General features: G+C 35.7%; 18 protein-coding genes and 1 tRNA gene. 6 read left to right on the top strand and 13 right to left on the bottom strand.

Translation table 11 applies throughout. The features are described 5' to 3' along the window. Nucleotides 1–4: 4 nt before the first annotated feature. On the bottom strand, nt 5–1,249 hold the full coding sequence (gene nusA / locus DB895_RS06685; RefSeq protein ID WP_116724588.1) for a transcription termination factor NusA: 1,245 nt from the start codon (nt 1,247–1,249) through the stop codon (nt 5–7). Nucleotides 1,250–1,262: 13 nt separating this feature from the next. Then, nucleotides 1,263–1,727: a ribosome assembly cofactor RimP gene (gene rimP, locus DB895_RS06680; RefSeq protein ID WP_116724587.1), complete on the bottom strand. Its 465-nt coding sequence runs from the start codon at nt 1,725–1,727 to the stop codon at nt 1,263–1,265. Between the two features lie 176 nt (nt 1,728–1,903). Here rimP and DB895_RS06675 point away from each other — a divergent pair, with 176 nt between their 5' ends. Continuing rightward, nucleotides 1,904–2,731 (top strand): universal stress protein, encoded by an 828-nt coding sequence (locus DB895_RS06675; protein ID WP_116724586.1) that lies wholly within the window; start codon nt 1,904–1,906, stop codon nt 2,729–2,731. A 123-nt stretch (nt 2,732–2,854) separates the two neighbouring features. On the opposite strand, the gene DB895_RS06670 is transcribed toward DB895_RS06675, so the two are convergent. From DB895_RS06670 to ruvC, 6 genes are all read right to left on the bottom strand, one after another. After that, on the bottom strand, nt 2,855–4,120 hold the full coding sequence (locus tag DB895_RS06670) for a glycosyltransferase family 4 protein (RefSeq protein WP_317046124.1): 1,266 nt from the start codon (nt 4,118–4,120) through the stop codon (nt 2,855–2,857). A gap of 133 nt (nt 4,121–4,253) precedes the next feature. After that, on the bottom strand, nt 4,254–4,955 hold the full coding sequence (locus DB895_RS06665; RefSeq protein WP_116724584.1) for a PH domain-containing protein: 702 nt from the start codon (nt 4,953–4,955) through the stop codon (nt 4,254–4,256). Between the two features lie 85 nt (nt 4,956–5,040). Continuing rightward, entirely contained in the window at nt 5,041–5,409 is a 369-nt protein-coding gene (locus tag DB895_RS06660) for an MmcQ/YjbR family DNA-binding protein (RefSeq protein ID WP_116724583.1), read from the bottom strand. Continuing rightward, nucleotides 5,406–5,807, bottom strand: coding sequence for a GNAT family N-acetyltransferase (locus tag DB895_RS06655; protein ID WP_116724582.1), 402 nt, complete (start codon nt 5,805–5,807; stop codon nt 5,406–5,408). Before DB895_RS06655 ends, DB895_RS06660 begins: the two co-directional genes overlap by 4 nt. A gap of 6 nt (nt 5,808–5,813) precedes the next feature. Then, nucleotides 5,814–6,947, bottom strand: a complete 1,134-nt coding sequence (hemW, locus tag DB895_RS06650; protein WP_116724581.1) for a radical SAM family heme chaperone HemW — start codon at nt 6,945–6,947, stop codon at nt 5,814–5,816. 85 nt (nt 6,948–7,032) lie between these two features. Further along, the gene (ruvC, locus tag DB895_RS06645) at nt 7,033–7,584 is read right to left on the bottom strand and encodes a crossover junction endodeoxyribonuclease RuvC (protein ID WP_116724580.1); all 552 of its coding nucleotides are present in this window, start codon (nt 7,582–7,584) and stop codon (nt 7,033–7,035) included. A 113-nt stretch (nt 7,585–7,697) separates the two neighbouring features. Here ruvC and DB895_RS06640 point away from each other — a divergent pair, with 113 nt between their 5' ends. After that, the gene (locus DB895_RS06640) at nt 7,698–8,642 is read left to right on the top strand and encodes a lysylphosphatidylglycerol synthase domain-containing protein (protein WP_116724579.1); all 945 of its coding nucleotides are present in this window, start codon (nt 7,698–7,700) and stop codon (nt 8,640–8,642) included. Then, nucleotides 8,639–9,757: a glycosyltransferase family 2 protein gene (locus tag DB895_RS06635; RefSeq protein ID WP_116724578.1), complete on the top strand. Its 1,119-nt coding sequence runs from the start codon at nt 8,639–8,641 to the stop codon at nt 9,755–9,757. The genes DB895_RS06640 and DB895_RS06635 overlap by 4 nt, the downstream gene beginning before the upstream one ends. Nucleotides 9,758–9,819: 62 nt before the next feature. On the opposite strand, the gene DB895_RS06630 is transcribed toward DB895_RS06635, so the two are convergent. Beyond that, complete coding sequence (locus DB895_RS06630) at nt 9,820–10,299, bottom strand: hypothetical protein (RefSeq protein WP_116724577.1); 480 nt, start codon at nt 10,297–10,299, stop codon at nt 9,820–9,822. Between the two features lie 81 nt (nt 10,300–10,380). Between DB895_RS06630 and DB895_RS06625 the strand changes: the two genes are divergently transcribed. Beyond that, complete coding sequence (locus DB895_RS06625) at nt 10,381–10,881, top strand: DUF456 domain-containing protein (protein ID WP_116724576.1); 501 nt, start codon at nt 10,381–10,383, stop codon at nt 10,879–10,881. 168 nt (nt 10,882–11,049) lie between these two features. On the opposite strand, the gene DB895_RS06620 is transcribed toward DB895_RS06625, so the two are convergent. From DB895_RS06620 to dnaE, 4 genes are all read right to left on the bottom strand, one after another. Further along, nucleotides 11,050–11,123, bottom strand: a tRNA-Asp gene (locus DB895_RS06620). Nucleotides 11,124–11,209: 86 nt separating this feature from the next. After that, on the bottom strand, nt 11,210–12,136 hold the full coding sequence (locus DB895_RS06615; protein ID WP_116724575.1) for a DUF58 domain-containing protein: 927 nt from the start codon (nt 12,134–12,136) through the stop codon (nt 11,210–11,212). Between the two features lie 147 nt (nt 12,137–12,283). Next, complete coding sequence (trxA, locus tag DB895_RS06610) at nt 12,284–12,601, bottom strand: thioredoxin (protein WP_116724574.1); 318 nt, start codon at nt 12,599–12,601, stop codon at nt 12,284–12,286. Nucleotides 12,602–12,841: 240 nt separating this feature from the next. Further along, nucleotides 12,842–17,377 carry a DNA polymerase III subunit alpha gene (gene dnaE, locus DB895_RS06605; protein ID WP_116724573.1) on the bottom strand — a complete coding sequence of 1,512 codons (4,536 nt, stop codon included), beginning with the start codon at nt 17,375–17,377 and terminating at the stop codon, nt 12,842–12,844. Between the two features lie 730 nt (nt 17,378–18,107). Between dnaE and leuC the strand changes: the two genes are divergently transcribed. Next, nucleotides 18,108–19,502 (top strand): 3-isopropylmalate dehydratase large subunit, encoded by a 1,395-nt coding sequence (gene leuC / locus DB895_RS06600; RefSeq protein ID WP_116724572.1) that lies wholly within the window; start codon nt 18,108–18,110, stop codon nt 19,500–19,502. A gap of 166 nt (nt 19,503–19,668) precedes the next feature. Next, on the top strand, nt 19,669–20,265 hold the full coding sequence (gene leuD, locus DB895_RS06595; protein WP_116724571.1) for a 3-isopropylmalate dehydratase small subunit: 597 nt from the start codon (nt 19,669–19,671) through the stop codon (nt 20,263–20,265). Nucleotides 20,266–20,299 lie beyond the last annotated feature (34 nt).

Genomic DNA, 20,299 nt, shown 5'->3' with positions numbered 1-20,299 from the left:
TTAATTATACATTAAATTCATCCTTCAATATGCGCATTACATCTAAAATCGTTTCCTCTTCTAGGTCTGTTCTTCTTACTAAATCGTTAACATCTTGTTTCAAAATGCTTCTTGCGGTATCTAAACCAATTTTTGCAAATTCTTGAATTACCCAAGCTTCAATTTCGTCGGAAAATTCGGTCAATTCAACATCATCCTCTTCTTCCGCAACGTTACCTTCTCTAATTACATCCAACTCGTAACCCGTTAATTGACCTGCTAGTTTAATATTATGTCCACCACGGCCTATTGCTTTTGACACTTCTTCTAATTTCAAGAATACTTCTGCTCTTTTAGTTTCCTCATTAATTTTGATGGAAGATACTTTTGCAGGGCTTAATGCTCTTGTTATATACAATTGAATGTTACTGGTATAATTAATAACATCAATATTTTCATTTCCTAATTCACGCACAATTCCATGAATACGAGAGCCCTTCATTCCCACACAAGCGCCAACAGGATCGATTCTGTCATCATAAGAATCTACGGCTACCTTTGCTTTTTCACCAGGAATTCTCACTACATTTTTCACCAAGATTAACCCATCCGCAACTTCAGGAATTTCTTGTTCAAACAATTTTTCCAAGAACTTTTCAGAAGTCCTAGACATAATAATTTGAGGTTTATTTCCTTTTAACTCTACGCTTTCAATGATTCCGCGAACATTATCTCCCTTACGGAAAAAATCAGATGGAATTTGCTTTTCTTTTGGCAGTATAATTTCGTTTCCTTCATCATCAACTAAAATAACTACTCTTGGACGCACGTGATGTACCTCGGCAGTATAAATTTCACCTATTAAATCTTTAAATTGTTTATAAAGATTCGTGTTATCGTGTTCGTGTATTTTAGAAATTAAATTCTGGCGCAAGGCCAATATGGCTCTTCTCCCTAAATCAATTAATTTTACTTCTTCCGAAACTTCTTCGCCAATTTCAAAATCGGGCTCAATTTTTCTGGCTTCGGTAAGGGTGATTTCCAAATGATCCAAATCTAAATCATCATCAGCAACGATAACTCTTCTTTGCCATATCTCCATATCTCCTTTATCAGGATTGATAATTATGTCAAAATTATCATCTGAACCAAATTTTTTCTTCAATGCATTTCTAAATACATCTTCTAAAATCGCCATAAGCGTTACACGATCAATAAGTTTATCGTCTTTAAACTCTGAAAATGAATCGATTAATGCTAAATTTTCCATGCCAACTTTTTAATTAAAATGTTACTGTAACAATTGCTTCTTTTATTTCCGCGTAAGGAATATCCTGTCTTTTCTGAACAGTTTCCTTTCCTTTGCCAATCTTTTTCGGCTCCCTTGCTTGCCACGCTAAGGTAATAAATTCCTCGTTAGCGTCCACTAATTGCGCTTCAATTGTTTCTGTAGCCAATTTTACGATCAAGGTTCTGCCTATATTTTTCTTGTATTGCCTTGTGATTTTTAATACCGAACCAACTCCCACAGAAGCCACTTCGAGAGAAAAATCTTGTTCTTCCCTATCTAAGTTGTTTTCGATTGCCCGACTAATATCAATGCAGTCCTGCAAAACCACTCCAGTATCATCATCTAAAGTTACAATAATTTTATAACTATCTGTAATAGTCAAATCTATTAAAAAAACAGATGGTTTTTCTAACAGCGCCTCATCAATCAATTCGGAAACTCTTTCTTTAAATGTCATATTTTATAAAAAGAGGCACGCAATGCGTGCCTCATTATCTTATTTTTAATAAATAACGGTGCAAATATAGTGTTTTTTTTATAAATTAAAAACCATTGTTAGATGAAAAAAAATATTATCTTTATTGCTTTATTTTTTATTAAACTAATTTTAACCAAAATTTTACCCTTTTAATTATGAAAAGAATCTTAGTTCCCACGGACTTTTCCGAATATGCAGAATATGCGTTGAGAGTTGCCGCTCAAATAGCAAAAGAAAACAATAGTGAAATTATTTTATTGCATATGCTAGAATTGCCTAATCAAGCAGGTGATGCTATTGGTAGCGGGCACGATATTCCTGAAATCATGTTTTTTAAAAATAAAGCTATTAGCAAACTTGAAGAATTAATGGATTCCGATTTTCTTGAAGGGATTCCTGTTTCTGAAATTATCCAGTTTGACAAAGCATTTGAAGGAATTTTAGCCATTAGCAAAATAAATAATGTCGATTTTATTGTGATGGGATCTCATGGCTCAAACGGATTTCAAGAAATGTTAATTGGGTCCAATACTGAAAAAGTAGTCCGTTTCTCTGACGTTCCTGTATTGACTATTAAAAACAGTACTGCCGATTTTAAAGCCATAAATTTTGTTTTTGCTTCTGATTTCTCAGAGGAAATCAAAAAACCATTCAAAAAATTGATTGAGTTTGCTAAAGCGTTCAATTCAGATTTAAGTTTGGTAATGATAAATACACCAGGCAACTTTAAACCTACTCTTGTTGCAGAAAAAATAATGAGTGATTTTATAAAAGAATTTGATTATAATAATTACTCGTTACACATATATAATGACGTAAATATCGAAAAAGGAGTTTTGAATTTTGCCAATAGCGTAAATGCCGATATAATTGGCATGTGTACCCATGGAAGACGAAACGGATTGGCTCATTTCTTTAACGGAAGCGTTAGTGAAGACCTAGTGAATCATGCCAGTAGACCCGTGATTACTTTTAAAATATAAATTCCGATTACCAATAATAAAGCAGGAGCCAAAGTTAAGTGTCATTTAACATTGGCTCCTGCTCATTTTATGCCATATATCATTAAGTCCATAGCGGTTTCCTTAAGAGGGGAATCACACAAATCAATTATTTTTGTTTTTGGCCTCAATCCAGCGCGACATATATTTAGTGCTTGCCACTGTATGATGCAATAAAATTGATCCAATAAAATTATTCCATCGGTGTTTTTCCATATTCTTTTGGACATCTAAAATATGTTGAATAAAATCATTTCCAAAAAGGGTTTTAGAATACCGTTTATTTACAATTTCAATTCCATTTTCCTGTACTTTTAGCCAGAGCACTTGATCTTGGTACAAGCGTATTGCAGCATCCACAATACTTTGTATCTCATCGGCAATAATTCCGTTCCAAGGTAAATTCCCATTCATTGATTCTGCACCAATAGAAGTTGTCACACTTGGCGTTCCACATTGCATGGCTTCAATTAACTTGCCTTTTGCACCAGCGCCAAAACGTAGAGGAGCTAGAACGATTCGGGCGTTTTTCACCACTTCCTCTGCATTGTCTGCCCTTCCTAAAACAAAAAAAAGTTCGTCAGGTTTGTGCAATTGCAATACTTTTTGCGAAGGATAAGCTCCGTAAATCAACATGGAAACCTTAGGCAATTGTTTCCGAATCAATGGCCATATGGATTCTTTTAAAAACTGAACTGCGTTCCAATTGGGCTCATGAAGAAAATTACCAATAAATACAAAATTTTTCCTTTCTTGAAATTTTGGCCAATTTTGCACTGTCGATTTCCTAATTGTTTCCACCAAAAAGGGCAGATAATACAATATGCTTTTGTCAATTTTAAAATGCGTTTGCAACAAATCCATCTCAATTTCAGAAATCAATAATGAAATATCACAACGTAAAATGCTCGCAATTTCTCTTTTTGCGGTATCGGAAAATAAATCTTCCTGTTTTAATTCTGTTTTTTCTTTACTCGCTTTTTGACGCGCCAGTCTCAAACAATGCAAATCTACCGTGTCCATTATTCGTAGTGCATTTGGGCAATTTTCAGCCACACGCCAACCAAATTGCTCCTCAACAACAAAACGGTCGAACAACACCAGGGAAGGATTTAATTCTTGAATAAAAGAATCAAAAGTAGCATCATTAATAGCAATAGAAACCTTTTCAACTCCTATGGTCGTTACATCAAACATGAATTCACTGTCGGCTGCGGCACTGGCAAACGTGATTTTCCAATTGTGTTCCTGAAACAAATCAATAAGTTGCATCATCCGGGTACCCGCACCCGAAGAGTTGGGCTCCGGCCAAACAAAACCAATAATCAGGATTTTTTGTTGCTGCATCATAAACAATTTAAATGGGTACAAAATAAGGTTTTTTAATTTCAAACCTTCTGCATGTTGTATAAAATAGCATATTACACAATATCAAAAAAACTCGTTAAAAACCAAACCCGACAAGTTTAATTTGTCGGGTTTGGTTTTTTATAAATTTTGTAAATTACATATAACTCAAAATTTCTTTTTTAAAAGCGTCGTATTCTCCCTGTAAGATCAATCCGTTGTCTAGGAGTTTTTTATAGTTTTGAAGCTTGGCAAAAAGCTCGTCTTGCGTCAATTCGCTTGCTAATTTTTCAGCTGGAGCAGCCATGTTTTGGATAATTGGCTCCGCATAATTAGAAACTGCCGACATAATTTTGGCAAAATTTACAACTTCTTCCGTTTCTACTTCTTCCACGATTTCTTCTGGGACATATTCTGGAATTTCAACTTTTACTTCTTCGGAAACCACAGGATTTACCGCAGGATTTTTTAATAAATCCAATTGTTCCTTGGCGTAAGTGGAAATTTTTCTGGCCTGAATTTTTGGAATATAATCGATGGAAACTTGGATCTGTGTTTTGGTTGAAAACGAAAATTCCGAACCCAAAATATTCTCTTTCATGAAAGTTCCTTCAATTTCGCCCCAAGTAAAATCAGTGAAATTCATCGAAAGTCCCATATTTTTGGGTTGACAAATGATGATTCTTTTATTGGTTACCACGATACTATCCGGAAAAACGGTAATAGCGGGCTTTTTTTGAACGGCGATATAACCAATTTCTTCGTTTTTCATCAATAAATCATTCAGTTTTGACGTGATTTTCTCGATGGCTTTTGGGTCTTGTTCTTCGTTCAGGAATTTTTTTATATTGTCAATCATGATATTTTTATTTGAATAATGTTCTATTTTTTTTTGCAAAAGTAATGCCTAATTTTCTAATTGCTTCGCCTATTGGGTAAATTATTTAACTCGGGGCAAGAATTTCGCTTTGGATTTTTTTGGTTAAACTTTTGAAAACCAATTCATAGGAATCGTCAATCAATTCCTTGACAAATTTATCCGAAACATCGCTGTTTATGGCAATGGTGTTCCAATGTACTTTGCTCATGTGAAACGCCGGCTGGATATCGTCATATTGCGCTCGCAATTCCTGCGCATAATCAGGATTGCATTTCAAATTGACTTTGGGTTCACCATTTTCCCATTGCAACAAAGACGATAAAGCAAACATTTTTCCACCTACTTTAAACACCAAAGTATCTTTGTCGAAAGGAAAATGTTCGGTCGTGCCTTTCTTGGACAAGCAATATTCGTAGTAGGTTTCTAAATTCATATTGTTACTTTTTCCATCATTTTTTCGGGGTGTGCTAATGCCTTAAAACCGAATTTTTCATATAAATAATGCGCATCTGATGTTGCCAACCGCCATATTTTAATGTTTTTCAAAACGGGCTCGTTCATAATTGCATTAATTAAAATGGAAGAATAACCGTTTCCTCGATATTCTTCAGCGATAAAAACATCCATCAAATAGCCAAAAACCACAAAATCTGTAATCACTCTACCAAAACCTATTTGAACATCATCCAAATAAATTCCGAAACAAACCGAACTGTCGATGCAAATTTGCACTTCGTCAATCGTTCTTCCAGCCGCCCAATATATATCTTTCAAAAAATTTTGAATGAAAGGAACATCTAGCTTCGTTTTATCGGTTGAAACGGTAATCATATTTTTTTATTTCAAATTTAAGTAAAACAAATCACTGGCGATTCCGTCCGTCAAAAACTTTCCTTTCGTGGTCGGTTTTAAAATCTTCTGGTCAATGAAAAGCAAGTCGTCATTGATGAATTTCTGCGCTTGTTTTTGTAAATAGTCTAAATAATCGTTTCCAAATTCTTTCTCAACTCTACCCAAGGAAACTCCCCAAATGGTTCGCAAACCGGTCATAATGTATTCGTTGTAGCAATCGGATTTGGATAAAATTTCAGTTTCGTTGGGTAATTTATTTTCCTCCAATGATTTTAAATACATTGAATTATTTGAAACATTCCAACCCCGGGAAACCCCATCATAACTGTGTGCCGAAGGACCAATTCCAAGGTATTTTTCCCCCAACCAATAGGCCGAATTGTTTTTAGAAAAATAATTTTCTTTCCCGAAATTCGACAATTCATAATGAACAAAACCATTCGCTTCAAGCGTTTCGACCAAAATCCGAAAATGGGCTTCGGCAACTTCGTCTTTGGGTTGGGCAATTTTTCCGGTTTGAATCAATTTATTCAAGGTAGTTTTTGGCTCCACCGTCAAGGCATAACTCGAAATGTGCGGAATGCCAAAACTCAAAGCTGTTTCTATGTTTTGTTTCCATTTTTCGTTGCTCATTCCCGGAATTCCGTAAATTAAATCGAGAGAAATATTGTCGAAATATTGAGTTGCTAATTCCAGACATTTTTTGGCTTCCGCCGAATTATGAGCACGGTTCATCATTTTCAAATCGTCTTCAAAAAAAGATTGAATTCCGATAGATAGACGATTGATTGAACTTTTCGATAATTCGATTATTCGTTCTTTAGACAAATCATCGGGATTAGCTTCTAGCGTGATCTCGGGGTTTTCAATTACATTATAGTTCTTGTAAACAGCATCACTCAGATGGCTTATTTCGTCAACCGACAATACCGATGGCGTTCCTCCACCAAAATAAATGGTTTCCACTACCTCATCTTTGAACTCACTTTTACGCATTTGGATTTCTTTGGCCATAGCCAAAATCATCTGGTCTTTCTTCTTCATCGAAGTCGAAAAATGAAAGTCGCAGTAATGACAAGCCTGCTTGCAAAAAGGGATATGTATGTAGATTCCGCTCAATTTAATTTAAAATTTTTATGAATTTAAAATTTGGAAATGAATTTGTCCAACCTTGAAATAATTTTCAAATTGTCACATTTTCAAATTATCTAATTTTATCTTGATTCTGTTTCACAAAAGCATCCCATCCCGTATAACTCTTTTCACCTACTGTTTTCCCCGAATTAAAAAAATGGCATACTGCTGCAGCCAATCCATCGGTGCTGTCCAGATTTTTGGGTAATTCTTTTAAGCCTAAAAGTTGCTGAAGCATCTTAGCCACTTGTTCTTTGCTGGCGTTTCCGTTGCCGGTAATCGCCATTTTTATTTTCTTGGGTTCGTATTCGGTGATGGGAATATCCCTTGAAAGACCTGCCGCCATGGCAACGCCCTGCGCCCGTCCTAATTTCAACATCGACTGCACATTCTTACCAAAAAAAGGAGCTTCAATCGCAATTTCATCTGGATGATGTGTATCAATAAGTTCAATGGTGCGTTCAAAAATGATTTTTAGTTTTTGATAATGGTTGTCGTATTTAGACAATTGCAATTCATTGAGTTGCAGAAATTGCATGTTTTTCCCAATAACTTTTATCAATCCAAAACCCATAATCGTGGTTCCAGGGTCAATTCCTAATATGATGCGTTCGTTTGCCATAATTTATTTTGCCACAAAGGCACGAAATCATAAAGTTTATTTACTATATTAAAACTACAATTCGCGAAGGTGAACTTGCGGGATTGTGAAGAGTTTTCATTTACTTTGCAACAATGGTTACAATTCCCCACAAAGCTAAACAATTCCTTGTTTTTACAATCAAAGTTCTGATTGTAACTGGCGCATTTTATTTTATTTACAATCAATTGGCCAATAATGACAAACTCGATTGGCAGAAATTCATTGTTTTGTTCCAAAAAAATCAGTCGATAAGTGGGATTTTATTCATCTTGTTGTTGAGTTTTTTAAATCGTTTTTTTGAGATTTTAAAATGGCAGAATTTGGTTTCCTTCATACGTAAAATTTCTTTGTCTGAAGCCACGGCACAAGTATTAGGTGCTTTGACTGCGGGGATTTTCACACCAAATGGTCTGGGTGAATATGCTGGAAAAGCACTGTTTTTTGAAAAATCAGTCGCAAAAAAAATTATCTTTTTGAATTTAATTTGCAACGGAATTCAAATGATTTTGACGATTGTTTTTGGAATATTCGGCTTGTTGTATTTCAATGCCAACTACAATATAATTACTACCAAAACTGTAATTGTAATCTTCGGGATTTCTATTCTCTTTTTCCTATTATCTTTTTTCTTGAAAAAATTTGCCATCAAAGGCTATTCCATTGAAAAACTGATTCATAAAATTAATGAAATTCCGAAATCAATTCATCAAAAAAATATCCTTTTGGGACTTTGTCGCTATCTCGTTTTTTCCCATCAATACTATTTTTTGTTTCTGGCTTTTGATGTCGATTTGCCTTATTTAACGTTAATGTCCGCCATAACCAGCATTTATTTTTTAGCATCCTCATTACCTACATTTCAGTTTTTGGATTTTGCGGTAAAAGGAAGCGTTGCCGTTTATTTCTTCGGATTATTAGGCGTAAACGAATGGATTGTGGTTTTTATTACGACCCTAATGTGGTTTTTAAATGTGGTATTGCCTGTACTTATCGGAAGCTATTATGTGTTGAATTTTAAAATACAAAAAACAATATGACACTCATTATAGCATTAATTCTTTTTATTTATGTACTCACCATCGGTCATTTGATTTATGGTTTTGACAAAATTCATACATATAAAAGTTCGGATACGAAACCAAAAACACACTTTGCCATTATAGTTCCATTCCGCAATGAAAGTGCCAATTTGCCTCAGCTTTTGGAAAGTTTCAAAAATTTGAATTACCCAAAAACCCTATTTGAAATTATTTTAGTCGATGATTTCTCTGAAGACGATTCCGTCAAACTAATTTATAATTGGCGCATGAAAAACGGGGAATTCCACACCACACTTCTGGAAAATTTACGAATTTCGAATTCTCCGAAAAAAGATGCCATTACACGGGCGATTCCAATTATCAAAAACGAATGGGTTATTACCACGGATGCCGATTGTGTTGTTCCGGAAAACTGGTTGCTTACTTTGGACAATTACGTTATGAATCATGACGTTTCCATGATTGTGGGTTCGGTTTCTTATGAATGCAAAAAATCTTTCCTGCATCATTTCCAACAATTGGACTTGATAAGTTTGCAGGGAGCCACGATGGGAAGTTTTGGAATCGAGTTGGGATTTATGTGCAATGGGGCCAATTTTTGTTACACCAAATCATTATTTCAGGAATTGAATGGATTTGCTGGAAACAACAAAATGGCAAGTGGTGATGATGTTTTTTTATTACAAAAAGCAGTGCAAAGCCATCCCGGAAAAGTACATTATTTAAAATCAAAATCGAATATTGTAACTACAAAACCCATGAATTCTTGGAAGTCACTATTTCATCAAAGGGCACGCTGGGCTTCGAAAACGGGCTCCTACCAAAGTCTTTTTGGAAAAGACTTGGCGGTGATCGTTTTTGTTGGGAACTTGGGAATCGTTTTGGGTTTTGGGTTTTGGGTTTCGGCATGGCTTCCATGGCATAATTTTGCAATTTTTTTTCTGATAAAATTTATTTTTGATTTTGTGCTACTCAACAAAACGAATTCTTTTTTAACAAAAAAAAGAATACGCTTTTTAATTCTAAGTAGTTTGCTGTATCCGTTTTTTTGCGTGAGTGTCGCGTTATTTTCTCTTTTTGGAAAATATGAGTGGAAAGGCAGGCGATTTTAGATTTTTGAAGTGCCTAAAACCCTAGCCGAGATTGCTTCGTGCTTCGCAATAGCAAAATAAAATTATTCCACTTTTAAAATTACAGGCAATATAAATTGCGTTTTTACAGGAATCCCTCTTTTGACAGCAGGATTTACTTTAGGAAAATCGACCAAACGAGCATGGAGTATGCTGTCAATTTTTGAGGTGTTATAGGAAAGAGTATCGTTTAACTGAGGTTCAAACTGCATGGTGGAATTAGGAAAAACCGTTACCTTTACATCTATTGTATCCAGTTGCGGATAGAGTACTGAAAGGGTATCGATGCTCAGTTTCTCTTGTATGAGTTGGGTTAAATACTCAAAAAAACATTGTTTTTTTTGGATTTTGTCTTGTACGGAATCGCAATTTGAAAAGGAAGGAAATTCATCGACTTCTTTCCAATTGATCGATTTCAATTCTTTCTGCAACAATTCCTCATGTGTTGGAACTTGCCTCTCAAAATATTGACAAGAATTAAAAAGTAATGGCGATAAAAATACTATTAGAATTATTTTTCTCATATTCGTTAACAAAACAAATGCTGTTTTTAAATTTTATTTAAAAGTACATTATTAATCCCCAAAAATACTAAAAAATAATTTATGGATTTGCTGCTTTTGACTTTTGGTTTTGTTTGTGTAATTGCTGGCATTTTGGGAAGCTTTCTGCCCGTTTTACCTGGCCCTATTTTGGGCTGGATTGGCATTCTATTATTATATTACACGACTGCCGTTCCTGCAAATTTTTCGGTTTTGGGGATTTCATTGCTAATTACGATAGTAATTTCAATTCTGGATTATATAATTCCAGCAAGGGGAACCAAGGAATTTGGCGGAAGTTCCTATGGTGTTTGGGGAACTACTATTGGCTTGGTTATTGGGATTATTACTCCAATTCCACTAGGTTTCATTATCGGCCCTTTTGTCGGGGCATTTATTGGCGAGCTTCTTTACAATTCAAAAGATCTTCAAAGGGCTTTTAAAGCAGCAACGGGATCCTTTATCGGATTTCTCGCATCTACCTTTATGAAGTTTGCTTTGTCAATGCTGTACTTGGGAGTGTTTATTTGGATTGTTTGGCGCCACAAATCGGAATTATTTTAAAAACACAAACACCCTTAAATCAAAAAAGCTATCCACAATTAAGTGGAAAGCTTTTCATTGGTCTAACTACTAAACCTGCCCATTTCTGAGCGAAAACAACACAACTATTTTTGATGCTTTATTGGGGCAAAAAAGCACCTCATTTCTGAAGTGCTCTTCCCAATGTAGCGGTCTGGACGGGACTCGAACCCGCGACCCCATGCGTGACAGGCATGTATTCTAACCAACTGAACTACCAAACCTCTGCTTTATTGCGGTTGCAAATATACTACAGATTTTGATATCTGCAAACCTTTCTGCAAAAAATATTTTATTAATTTAAACCCACTCAACCAAAGCTTTGTTTTTCAACCAAATATGTAGTGAGTATTTTTTCAAAATTGTCATTAACACTAACAGGGACGTACTTAATTTTATTTTGCGCACAGGTTAACGCAATTTTTTTAAAATAAAGCTCCACTTGTTTTTCATAAATTTCTTTGACATTATCCGCAAAAATATTTACTTCATCACCCGATTCTACATCAATAAACTTTTTGGGGCCGTTATCAAAATCAAAATTCAACTCCGTTTTGTTGTCAATTACATGAAACACCACCACTTTATGTTTGTTGTGTTTAAGATGCTGTAAAGCACTAAATAAAGCCTCTTCATTACCCGACTGAAACATGTCTGTAAAGAGTATGATCATGGAACGGCGGTGTATTTTCTCCGCTATCTGATGCAGAAAAGTGACTGTATCCGTGTTTTTTGTTGCCGTAGGCTTTTCTATAAGATTTTCTAATTTGTTCAACAACATTCTGTGATGACGATCACTTCCTTTTTCTGGAGCATAGTATTCGTAAGTATCAGAATATAAACTCAAACCCACGGCATCGCGTTGTTTTTTTAATAAATTCATTAAAACAGCCGATGCCAAAACAGAAAAACCGATTTTGTTTTCGTAAAATAACTGCCCGCTTTTTAACTTCGGATAGTGCATCGAAGACGAATTATCGATAATTAAATGGCATCGCAAATTGGTTTCTTCTTCGTAACGTTTGGTGTACAATCGATCGGTTTTGGCAAATAATTTCCAATCGATATGTTTGGTGCTTTCGCCGGCATTGTAGACTTTGTGTTCAGCAAATTCGGCCGAAAAACCATGAAATGGACTTTTATGCATCCCAGAAATAAAGCCTTCCACGACTTGGTTTGCCAACAACTCTAAATGTTGAAATCTGGATATTTTTTCTATTTGAGACTCAATTTTCATATATTTTATCCGTTTCCCTTTCGGCTTATGTCAAATATAATAAAGTTTAAAAAAATACGAACAATTTGATTCAAATAAAAAAGGCTTGACTTTCGCCAAACCTTTATTCGTATTATGAGATTGCTTCATTCTTCGCAATGACGGCAATTACAACAATGCGTCCAAACTATCCGCATAAGTTTGTTTTGGAGCCACACCTACTTGACGCCCTACCACTTCTCCGTTTTGAAACACCAAAACCGTAGGAATATTTCTTACACCATATTTTGCCGCAAACTCTTGATTAGCATCCACGTCTACTTTACCAATCACCGCTTTTCCTTCATATTCAGTCGAAATTTCATCGATGATTGGACCTACCATCCTACACGGACCGCACCATGCTGCCCAAAAGTCAACCATTACTGGTTTATCTGATTTTAATACTACTTCTTCAAAAGTCGCATCCGTTATTGCTAATGCCATTTTAATTTTTTTAAATATTGAAGCACAAATCTACAGCTTTATTTTTAATGAAATTCAATTCCGAAATTAGTTTTGATTATGAATGTATTGCCATTATTTATTTAAGCACGCCCATGAATTTTTCAATATTTATTCCAAATTCATTTCAGGAGCTTTATCCATCTGTACACTTTATCTTTTCCTGCCTAAAAAAGGTAATTGCATCAACAATTCGACCATCAAGGCTAAGACATTTGAGATCTAATTCAACTTAAAGTTAATTTGCATTTTCTCTAATTCTACCAACAACTCATTCGAGATTTTGACTTTTAGTTTTCTACTTGGCATAGTTAGTTTGGTCACTACTTTTGTTTCTTCAATTTCGGGTTCCGAATTTATTACGCCTCCTACCGTTTCTAAAGTTTCAACATCTTCATTTTCATCCATAAAAACTTCATCATTATAGTCTAAAACGACAGGGACAACCTCTACCAATCGTTTAGTTTTCTCCAATTCCATAATTTCAAAAGCCACCGTGTTATCTCCTTTATTTTCTTGAAAAAGTGAACTTAACTTATGAATAAACTCTGTTTTCAAATCCTTAATATTCAAGAAAATTACTAACTTTTTAGCAAAAGTAACCAATACATCTTGCAATTGTTTCACTTCCGAAAATTGTATTCTAGGTTCGCTTTTTTTGCCCGTATCTTTATTTACCCAACCTTCTTTGATTAAAATTTTTATAAAAACAAATTGATTATTATATAAAAAATGATAGAATTTCAAATACTCCTCGCCAAAAATCTTAAACTCATAACTTTCATCGAACCCCTCTAAAGTAAAAATTGCCCAATCCTTTCCGTTTTTAGCAGTTTTGCGCTGAAAATTACTTACAATACCTGCGAAAGTTAGATTTTTACCCACGTGTAATTCCATATTTCGGAGTGATTCCAACTTAGTATTACAAAAATATTTCATCTCAAACTTAAAATCATCCAACGGATGTCCCGAAATATAAATCCCTACCACCTCTTTTTCTCTTGATAATTTTTCCATCGTGCTCCAATCATCACATGGAGGCACAACGGGTTCAGCAATTTGCACTTCGCTGGTGTCCCCAAACAAACTTACCTGCGATGAATTTTCGTTTTCCTGAAACTTTGCTCCGTACCGAATGGCTTTTTCATAGAAAGTAATTCCATCTCCGTCATCGTGAAAATACTGTGCGCGTGTAGTTCCTAAAAACGAATCAAAACCTCCTGCCAGAGCCAAATTTTCTAATGCTTTTTTGTTCGCAGCGCGCAAATCAATGCGTTTAGTCAAATCAAAAATAGATTTGTATTTCCCATCCTTTCTTCGTTCTACGATAGTTGCCACAGCCCCGGAACCCACTCCCTTTACGGCACCCATCCCAAAACGAACCGCATAATCATCATTTACCGTAAACTTATAAAAAGACTCATTCACATCGGGGCCTAAAACCTGTAAGCCCATACGTTTGCATTCCTCCATAAAAAAGGAAACTTGCTTGATGTCACTCATGTTATTGGACAAAACTGCCGCCATATATTCCGCCGGATAATTAGCTTTCAGATAAGCCGTTTGATAAGCAATCCAGGCATAACACGTAGAATGTGATTTGTTGAACGCATATTCCGCAAAGGCTTTCCAATCGTTCCAAATTTTCTCTAACTTGTCTTTAGCATGCCCTTTTGCCATAGCTTGGGAGATGAATTTCGGCTCCATTTTCGCCAAAACATCAATCATTTTTTTTCCCATTGCTTTACGCAAAACGTCGGCATCACCTTTAGAAAAATCGGCTAGTTTTTGGGACAAAAGCATTACCTGCTCTTGGTAAACTGTAATTCCGTAGGTATCTTTTAATAATTCTTCACAATCATCCAAATCATATTCAATAGGCTCTTCTCCGTTTTTACGCTTAATAAAACTAGGGATATAGGCAATCGGTCCCGGACGATACAATGCATTCATAGCAATCAAATCAGGAAAAACCGTCGGTTTCAATTCCTTCATGTATTTTTGCATTCCCGCACTTTCATATTGGAAAATCCCAACCGTTTCTCCACGTTGAAAAAGTTCATACGTCTTTAAATCATCAATTGGAAATTCATCGGGATTGAGGTCTATTCCGGTTCTGTATTTTACTAATTTAACGGTATCTTTTATCAACGTAAGGGTCTTCAAACCCAAGAAGTCCATTTTCAACAAACCGGCACTTTCTACCACTGAGTTGTCAAATTGGGTCACATATAAATCCGAGTCTTTGGCAGTAGCCACCGGAACAAAATCAGTAATATCACTTGGAGTAATAATTACACCGCAGGCGTGTATTCCCGTATTCCTTAAATTCCCCTCTAAAACTTTGGCTTGTTGGATTGTTTCTCCTCCTAAATCTTCTTCATTGGCAAGACCAATTAATTCCTTGATTTTATCGTATTCTTCCGGTCGAACCGCTTTCTTTATTATATCCTCCTTTTCATTCAAAAAACGTGCTAAATTCCATTTGGACGGCATCATCCCCGGAATTAATTTTGCAATTTTATCGGCCTCAAACAAGGGCAAATCGAGCACTCGAGCGGTATCCCGAATTGCCGATTTGGTCGCCATTTTACCGTAAGTAATAATTTGAGCCACTTGTTTCGAACCATATTTTCGAATTACATAATCCATCACGCTGCTACGTCCTTCATCATCAAAATCAATATCAATATCGGGTAGTGACACACGATCAGGATTCAGGAAACGCTCAAAAAGCAGATTGTACATTAACGGGTCGATATTGGTGATTTTCAAACAATACGCGACTACCGATCCCGCCGCAGACCCCCGACCCGGCCCTACAGATACACCCATGCTTCTCGCCTCGGCGATTAAATCCTGTACAATCAAAAAATACCCAGGATAACCTGAATTCGAAATAGTTAACAGCTCAAAATCCAATCTTTCCTGGATTTCTGGCGTAATTTCTTTGTAGCGTCTGTGGGCTCCTTCAAAAGTAAGATGTCTCAAATACGCATTTTCCCCTCTTACTCCACCATCTTTTTCATCTTCTGGATCATTAAATTCTACCGGGATTTCAAATTTTGGCAACAAAACTTCTCTTGCCAAATTGTAAATCTCAATTTTATCCACAATCTCCGAAATGTTCGAAATCGCTTCCGGCAAATCGTTAAAGATTTTTTTCATCTCGTCTCCCGACTTGAAATAATATTCCTGATTAGGTAAGCCAAAACGATACCCTCGACCACGACCTATTGGTGTAGATTGCTTTTCACCCTCTTTTACACACAATAAAATATCATGCGCATTGGCATTGTCTTTATCAATATAAAAAGTGTTATTGGTCGCAATAATCTTGACATCGTGTTTTCGTGCCAAAGAAATCAATCCTTCGTTTACCCGATTTTCGTCTTCTTGGTTGTGACGCATCACCTCGATATAAAAATCTTCTCCAAATTCTTGTTTCCACCAAAGCAAAGCTTCCTCGGCTTGGTTTTCTCCAAGATTTAAAATTTTATTCGGGATTTCACCATAGAGATTTCCCGACAAAACGATGACATCTTCTTTGTATTTTTGAATTACATTTTTGTCGATTCTGGGCACATAGTAAAATCCCTCGGTATAGGCAATTGACGACATTTTTGCCAAATTGTGGTAGCCTTTTTTGTTTTTTGCCAAAAGCACTATTTGGTAACCATTGTCTTTTCGAGATTTGTCTTTGTGATTTTCGCAAACAAAGAATTCGCAGCCCACAATAGGTTTCATGGTGACTTCCGTTGGTGTTTCCCCTTTCTCGACGGCATCCTTGTTTTTGGCTTCCATCGACTTGTTGTGATTTAGTACATCCCGAACAAAATGAAAAGCACCCATTAAATTCGCATGATCGGTCATGGCAACGGCAGGCATCTTTTGTTGTGCCGCTGCTTTAACCAAAGCCGCAACGCTAATGGTGGATTGCAAAACCGAAAACTGCGTGTGGTTATGTAAATGCACAAAATCGGTATCAATGAGAATTTGTTTGTTTTCCGAAAGTGCCGCCTTTGAAATTGGGGCAGTTTGCTTTTCTCCAAATTGCTGGCGGATTTTATCGGAAGCCTCTTTTAGATTGATGTGTTTTAATCCGATGAGCTGGATTTCCCTCGGATTTTTTAACTGGAAATCCTCAAAATACTCCTGCTCCACTTCAAGCTCCTTTTTGGTAAAAACTCCAGTCCGAATTAATTCAAAAAAACAACGGGTTGTTGCCTCAACATCTGCCGTGGCATTATGTGCCTCCCCAAAAGGAACATTGAAAAGATATTGGTGCAATTCGGTTAGCGTTGGCAATTTAAATTTTCCGCCACGACCACCAGGCAATCGCAATAAGGACGCAGTAACTTCTGTACAGGTATCTAAAATTGGCATTGAAGCCATGGGAGAATCCACTCCAAATCGGTGAAATTCACACCCCATAATATTGATGTCAAAACCTAAGTTTTGACCCACAATATATTTGGCTTTGCCTAATGCAATATTGAATTTTTCTAAAACTTCACTTAAAGAAATTCCATCAGCCTCTGCTAATTCTGTAGAAATTCCGTGAATCCGCTCCGCATCATATGGAATGTTGAAACCCTCCGGTTTGACCAAATAGTCTTGATGCTCGATGAGTTTTCCCATTTCGTCGTGCAACTGCCATGCAATTTGAATGCATCGAGGCCAATTGTTGGTATCGGTTATTGGCGCATCCCAACGTTTGGGTAATCCAGTAGTTTCGGTATCGAAAATTAAATACATAAGCCTTACCCCCAGCCCTGCCAAGACAGGGATCCAAAACCAAATAGATTCTGGCTGTTTATTTAACTGGTTTTAAACACTTTAAAATTTATAACAATTAAAAAAAATGAATTTCAAATTTAGGATTTTTTAGGGAAGAATATCTGGGAAGTTATTAACAAAAACAGATTCCAAAAAAATTAATAATACATTCCTATAAATTAATTGGATTATCAAAAACTTATATCACATTCCAGCTAAATTACAACTCAAAAAAGAGAGTCTCTGTTTTTTGGATATCGTAGTATTTCACTGAATTATATTAATGAAATCAATGCCCTTCCCACAAAAAAAATTTCAAATAACGAAGAGTGAAACCCTATTAATTTTTAAAAAAATATGCTGTAAGTATTATTAATAAATATATTTTAAAGAAATTATTTTAAATTATACCAGTAAAAAATATACTATTACTATCAAAACAATTACAAATTAACAAAAAAACAAAACAGGATCAATACTTCAAGGAACAGCATTTAAAACGTAAAAAAAGCAAAATAAAAAAGCAATGACAAAAGCATAAATAAGTAAACAGGAGCGGTTAAGCACCGTAAAAACGGTTTGGTTATCGTATAAAACTGAATAATAAAATTGAATTCTCTATTTCTTTTTTTTAAATTTGTCGACATTATTCTAATTATAGATAATCACTCTAATTAAAGTAAAAAAATACACTTAAAAAATAGTAAAAATGAGTACTACATTATTCGACAAAGTATGGGATTCGCACGTCGTGCGTAAAATTGAAGATGGACCAGACGTTTTTTTTATTGACCGTCATTTCATCCATGAAGTTACCAGTCCCGTTGCTTTTTTAGGCTTAAAAGAAAGAGGCATATCGGTTTTATACCCAGAACGTACTTTTGCAACAGCCGATCACAACACACCAACTATAAACCAACATCTACCAGTTGCTGATGCTCTATCTGCTAATCAATTGAAAGCATTAGAAGACAACGCTGCAGAATATGGTATTTCTCACTGGGGATTAGGTCACATAAAAAATGGAATTGTACATGTAGTAGGTCCTGAAAACGGAATTACTTTACCAGGTGCAACTATCGTTTGTGGAGATTCCCACACTTCTACTCACGGTGCTTTTGGCGCCATTGCTTTTGGTATCGGAACTTCTGAAGTGGAAATGGTTATGGCTACTCAATGTATTATGCAGCCAAAACCAAAGAAAATGCGTATCAACGTAAACGGAACTTTGAGCAAAGGTGTAGGTCCAAAAGATGTGGCTTTGTACATCATTGCAAAATTGACTACTTCTGGAGGTACGGGTTATTTTGCTGAATATGCTGGAAATGTTTTTGAAAACATGTCTATGGAGGGTCGTATGACCGTTTGTAACTTGAGTATCGAAATGGGTGCTCGTGGCGGTATGATTGCTCCTGACCAAAAAACTTTCGATTTCTTGGAAGGACGTTTATATGCTCCAAAAGGCGAAGCTTGGACAAAAGCTGTTGAATATTGGAAAACTTTAAAAACGGATACTGATGCCGTTTTTGATGCTGAATTGAATATCGATGCAGCAGATATCGAACCAATGATTACTTATGGTACAAATCCTGGAATGGGAATTGGTATTTCTCAACATATTCCTAGTGCCGACCAAGTGGAAGGTGGCGAGGAAACTTATAAAAAATCTTTGGCTTACATGGGCTTTGAAGAAGATGACGTGATGATTGGAAAACCAATTGATTTTGTTTTCTTGGGAAGTTGCACCAATGGTCGTATTGAAGATTTTAGAGCTTTTACAGAAATTGTGAAAGGAAGAAAAAAAGCAGATAACGTAACCGCTTGGTTAGTTCCAGGTTCTCACGTTGTTGAAGCTCAGATCAAAGAAGAAGGATTGTTAGACATTCTTACTGAAGCTGGATTCGTATTACGTCAGCCAGGTTGTTCAGCTTGTTTGGCAATGAACGATGATAAAGTTCCTGCTGGAAAATATGCAGTAAGTACATCAAACCGAAATTTTGAAGGTCGTCAGGGTCCTGGTTCAAGAACTTTGTTAGCTTCTCCAATTATGGCAGCAGCAGCAGCGGTTACTGGAAAATTAACTGATCCAAGAGACTTGTTTTAGATTGAAGATTTTAGATTTTAGATTTCACTTTGTGTCATTTAAGAATCTAAATAACTTCAACTAAAAATTGATTTACATTATTAATAAAAAATATTTTTAGAATATCCAATTTAGTCTTTCAAATGAGATTCTAAAATCTGAATTCTAAAATCTAAAATTACAAAAAATGGCATACGATAAATTTAATATCCTTACGAGTAGTGCAGTGCCACTACCAATCGAAAACGTAGATACTGATCAAATCATCCCGGCTCGTTTCCTGAAAGCTACAAAACGTGAAGGCTTTGGAGACAACCTTTTCAGAGATTGGAGATACAACGGAGATAATACTCCAAAAGCTGATTTCGTGTTAAACGACAAAACCTACAGCGGAAAAATTCTTGTTGGAGGGAAAAACTTCGGTTCAGGTTCTTCAAGAGAACATGCAGCTTGGGCCGTTTACGATTATGGATTCCGTGCAGTAGTTTCTAGTTTTTTTGCAGATATCTTCAAAGGAAACTGTTTGAATATTGGTGTTTTGCCAGTACAAGTTAGTCCTGAATTTGCCGACACTATTTTCAAAGCTATCGAAGCAGATCCAAACACACAATTGGAAATCAACTTAGAAGCACAAACCATTACTTTATTAGCCACTGGACAACAAGAATCTTTTGACATCAACGGATACAAAAAGAACAACATGTTGAACGGTTTTGACGATATTGATTACTTACAAAATATTAAAGAAGAAATTGTAACTTTTGCAGATAAACAACTGATATAATTTTATAAAGATTCAAATATTTGAATTAAATAAC

This window comes from Flavobacterium psychrotolerans (genome assembly GCF_003097635.1).
Taxonomy (GTDB): Bacteria; Bacteroidota; Bacteroidia; order Flavobacteriales; family Flavobacteriaceae; genus Flavobacterium; species Flavobacterium psychrotolerans.
Note: the sequence above shows the minus strand (reverse complement) of the source record. Positions and strands in the feature narration are given on the sequence as shown.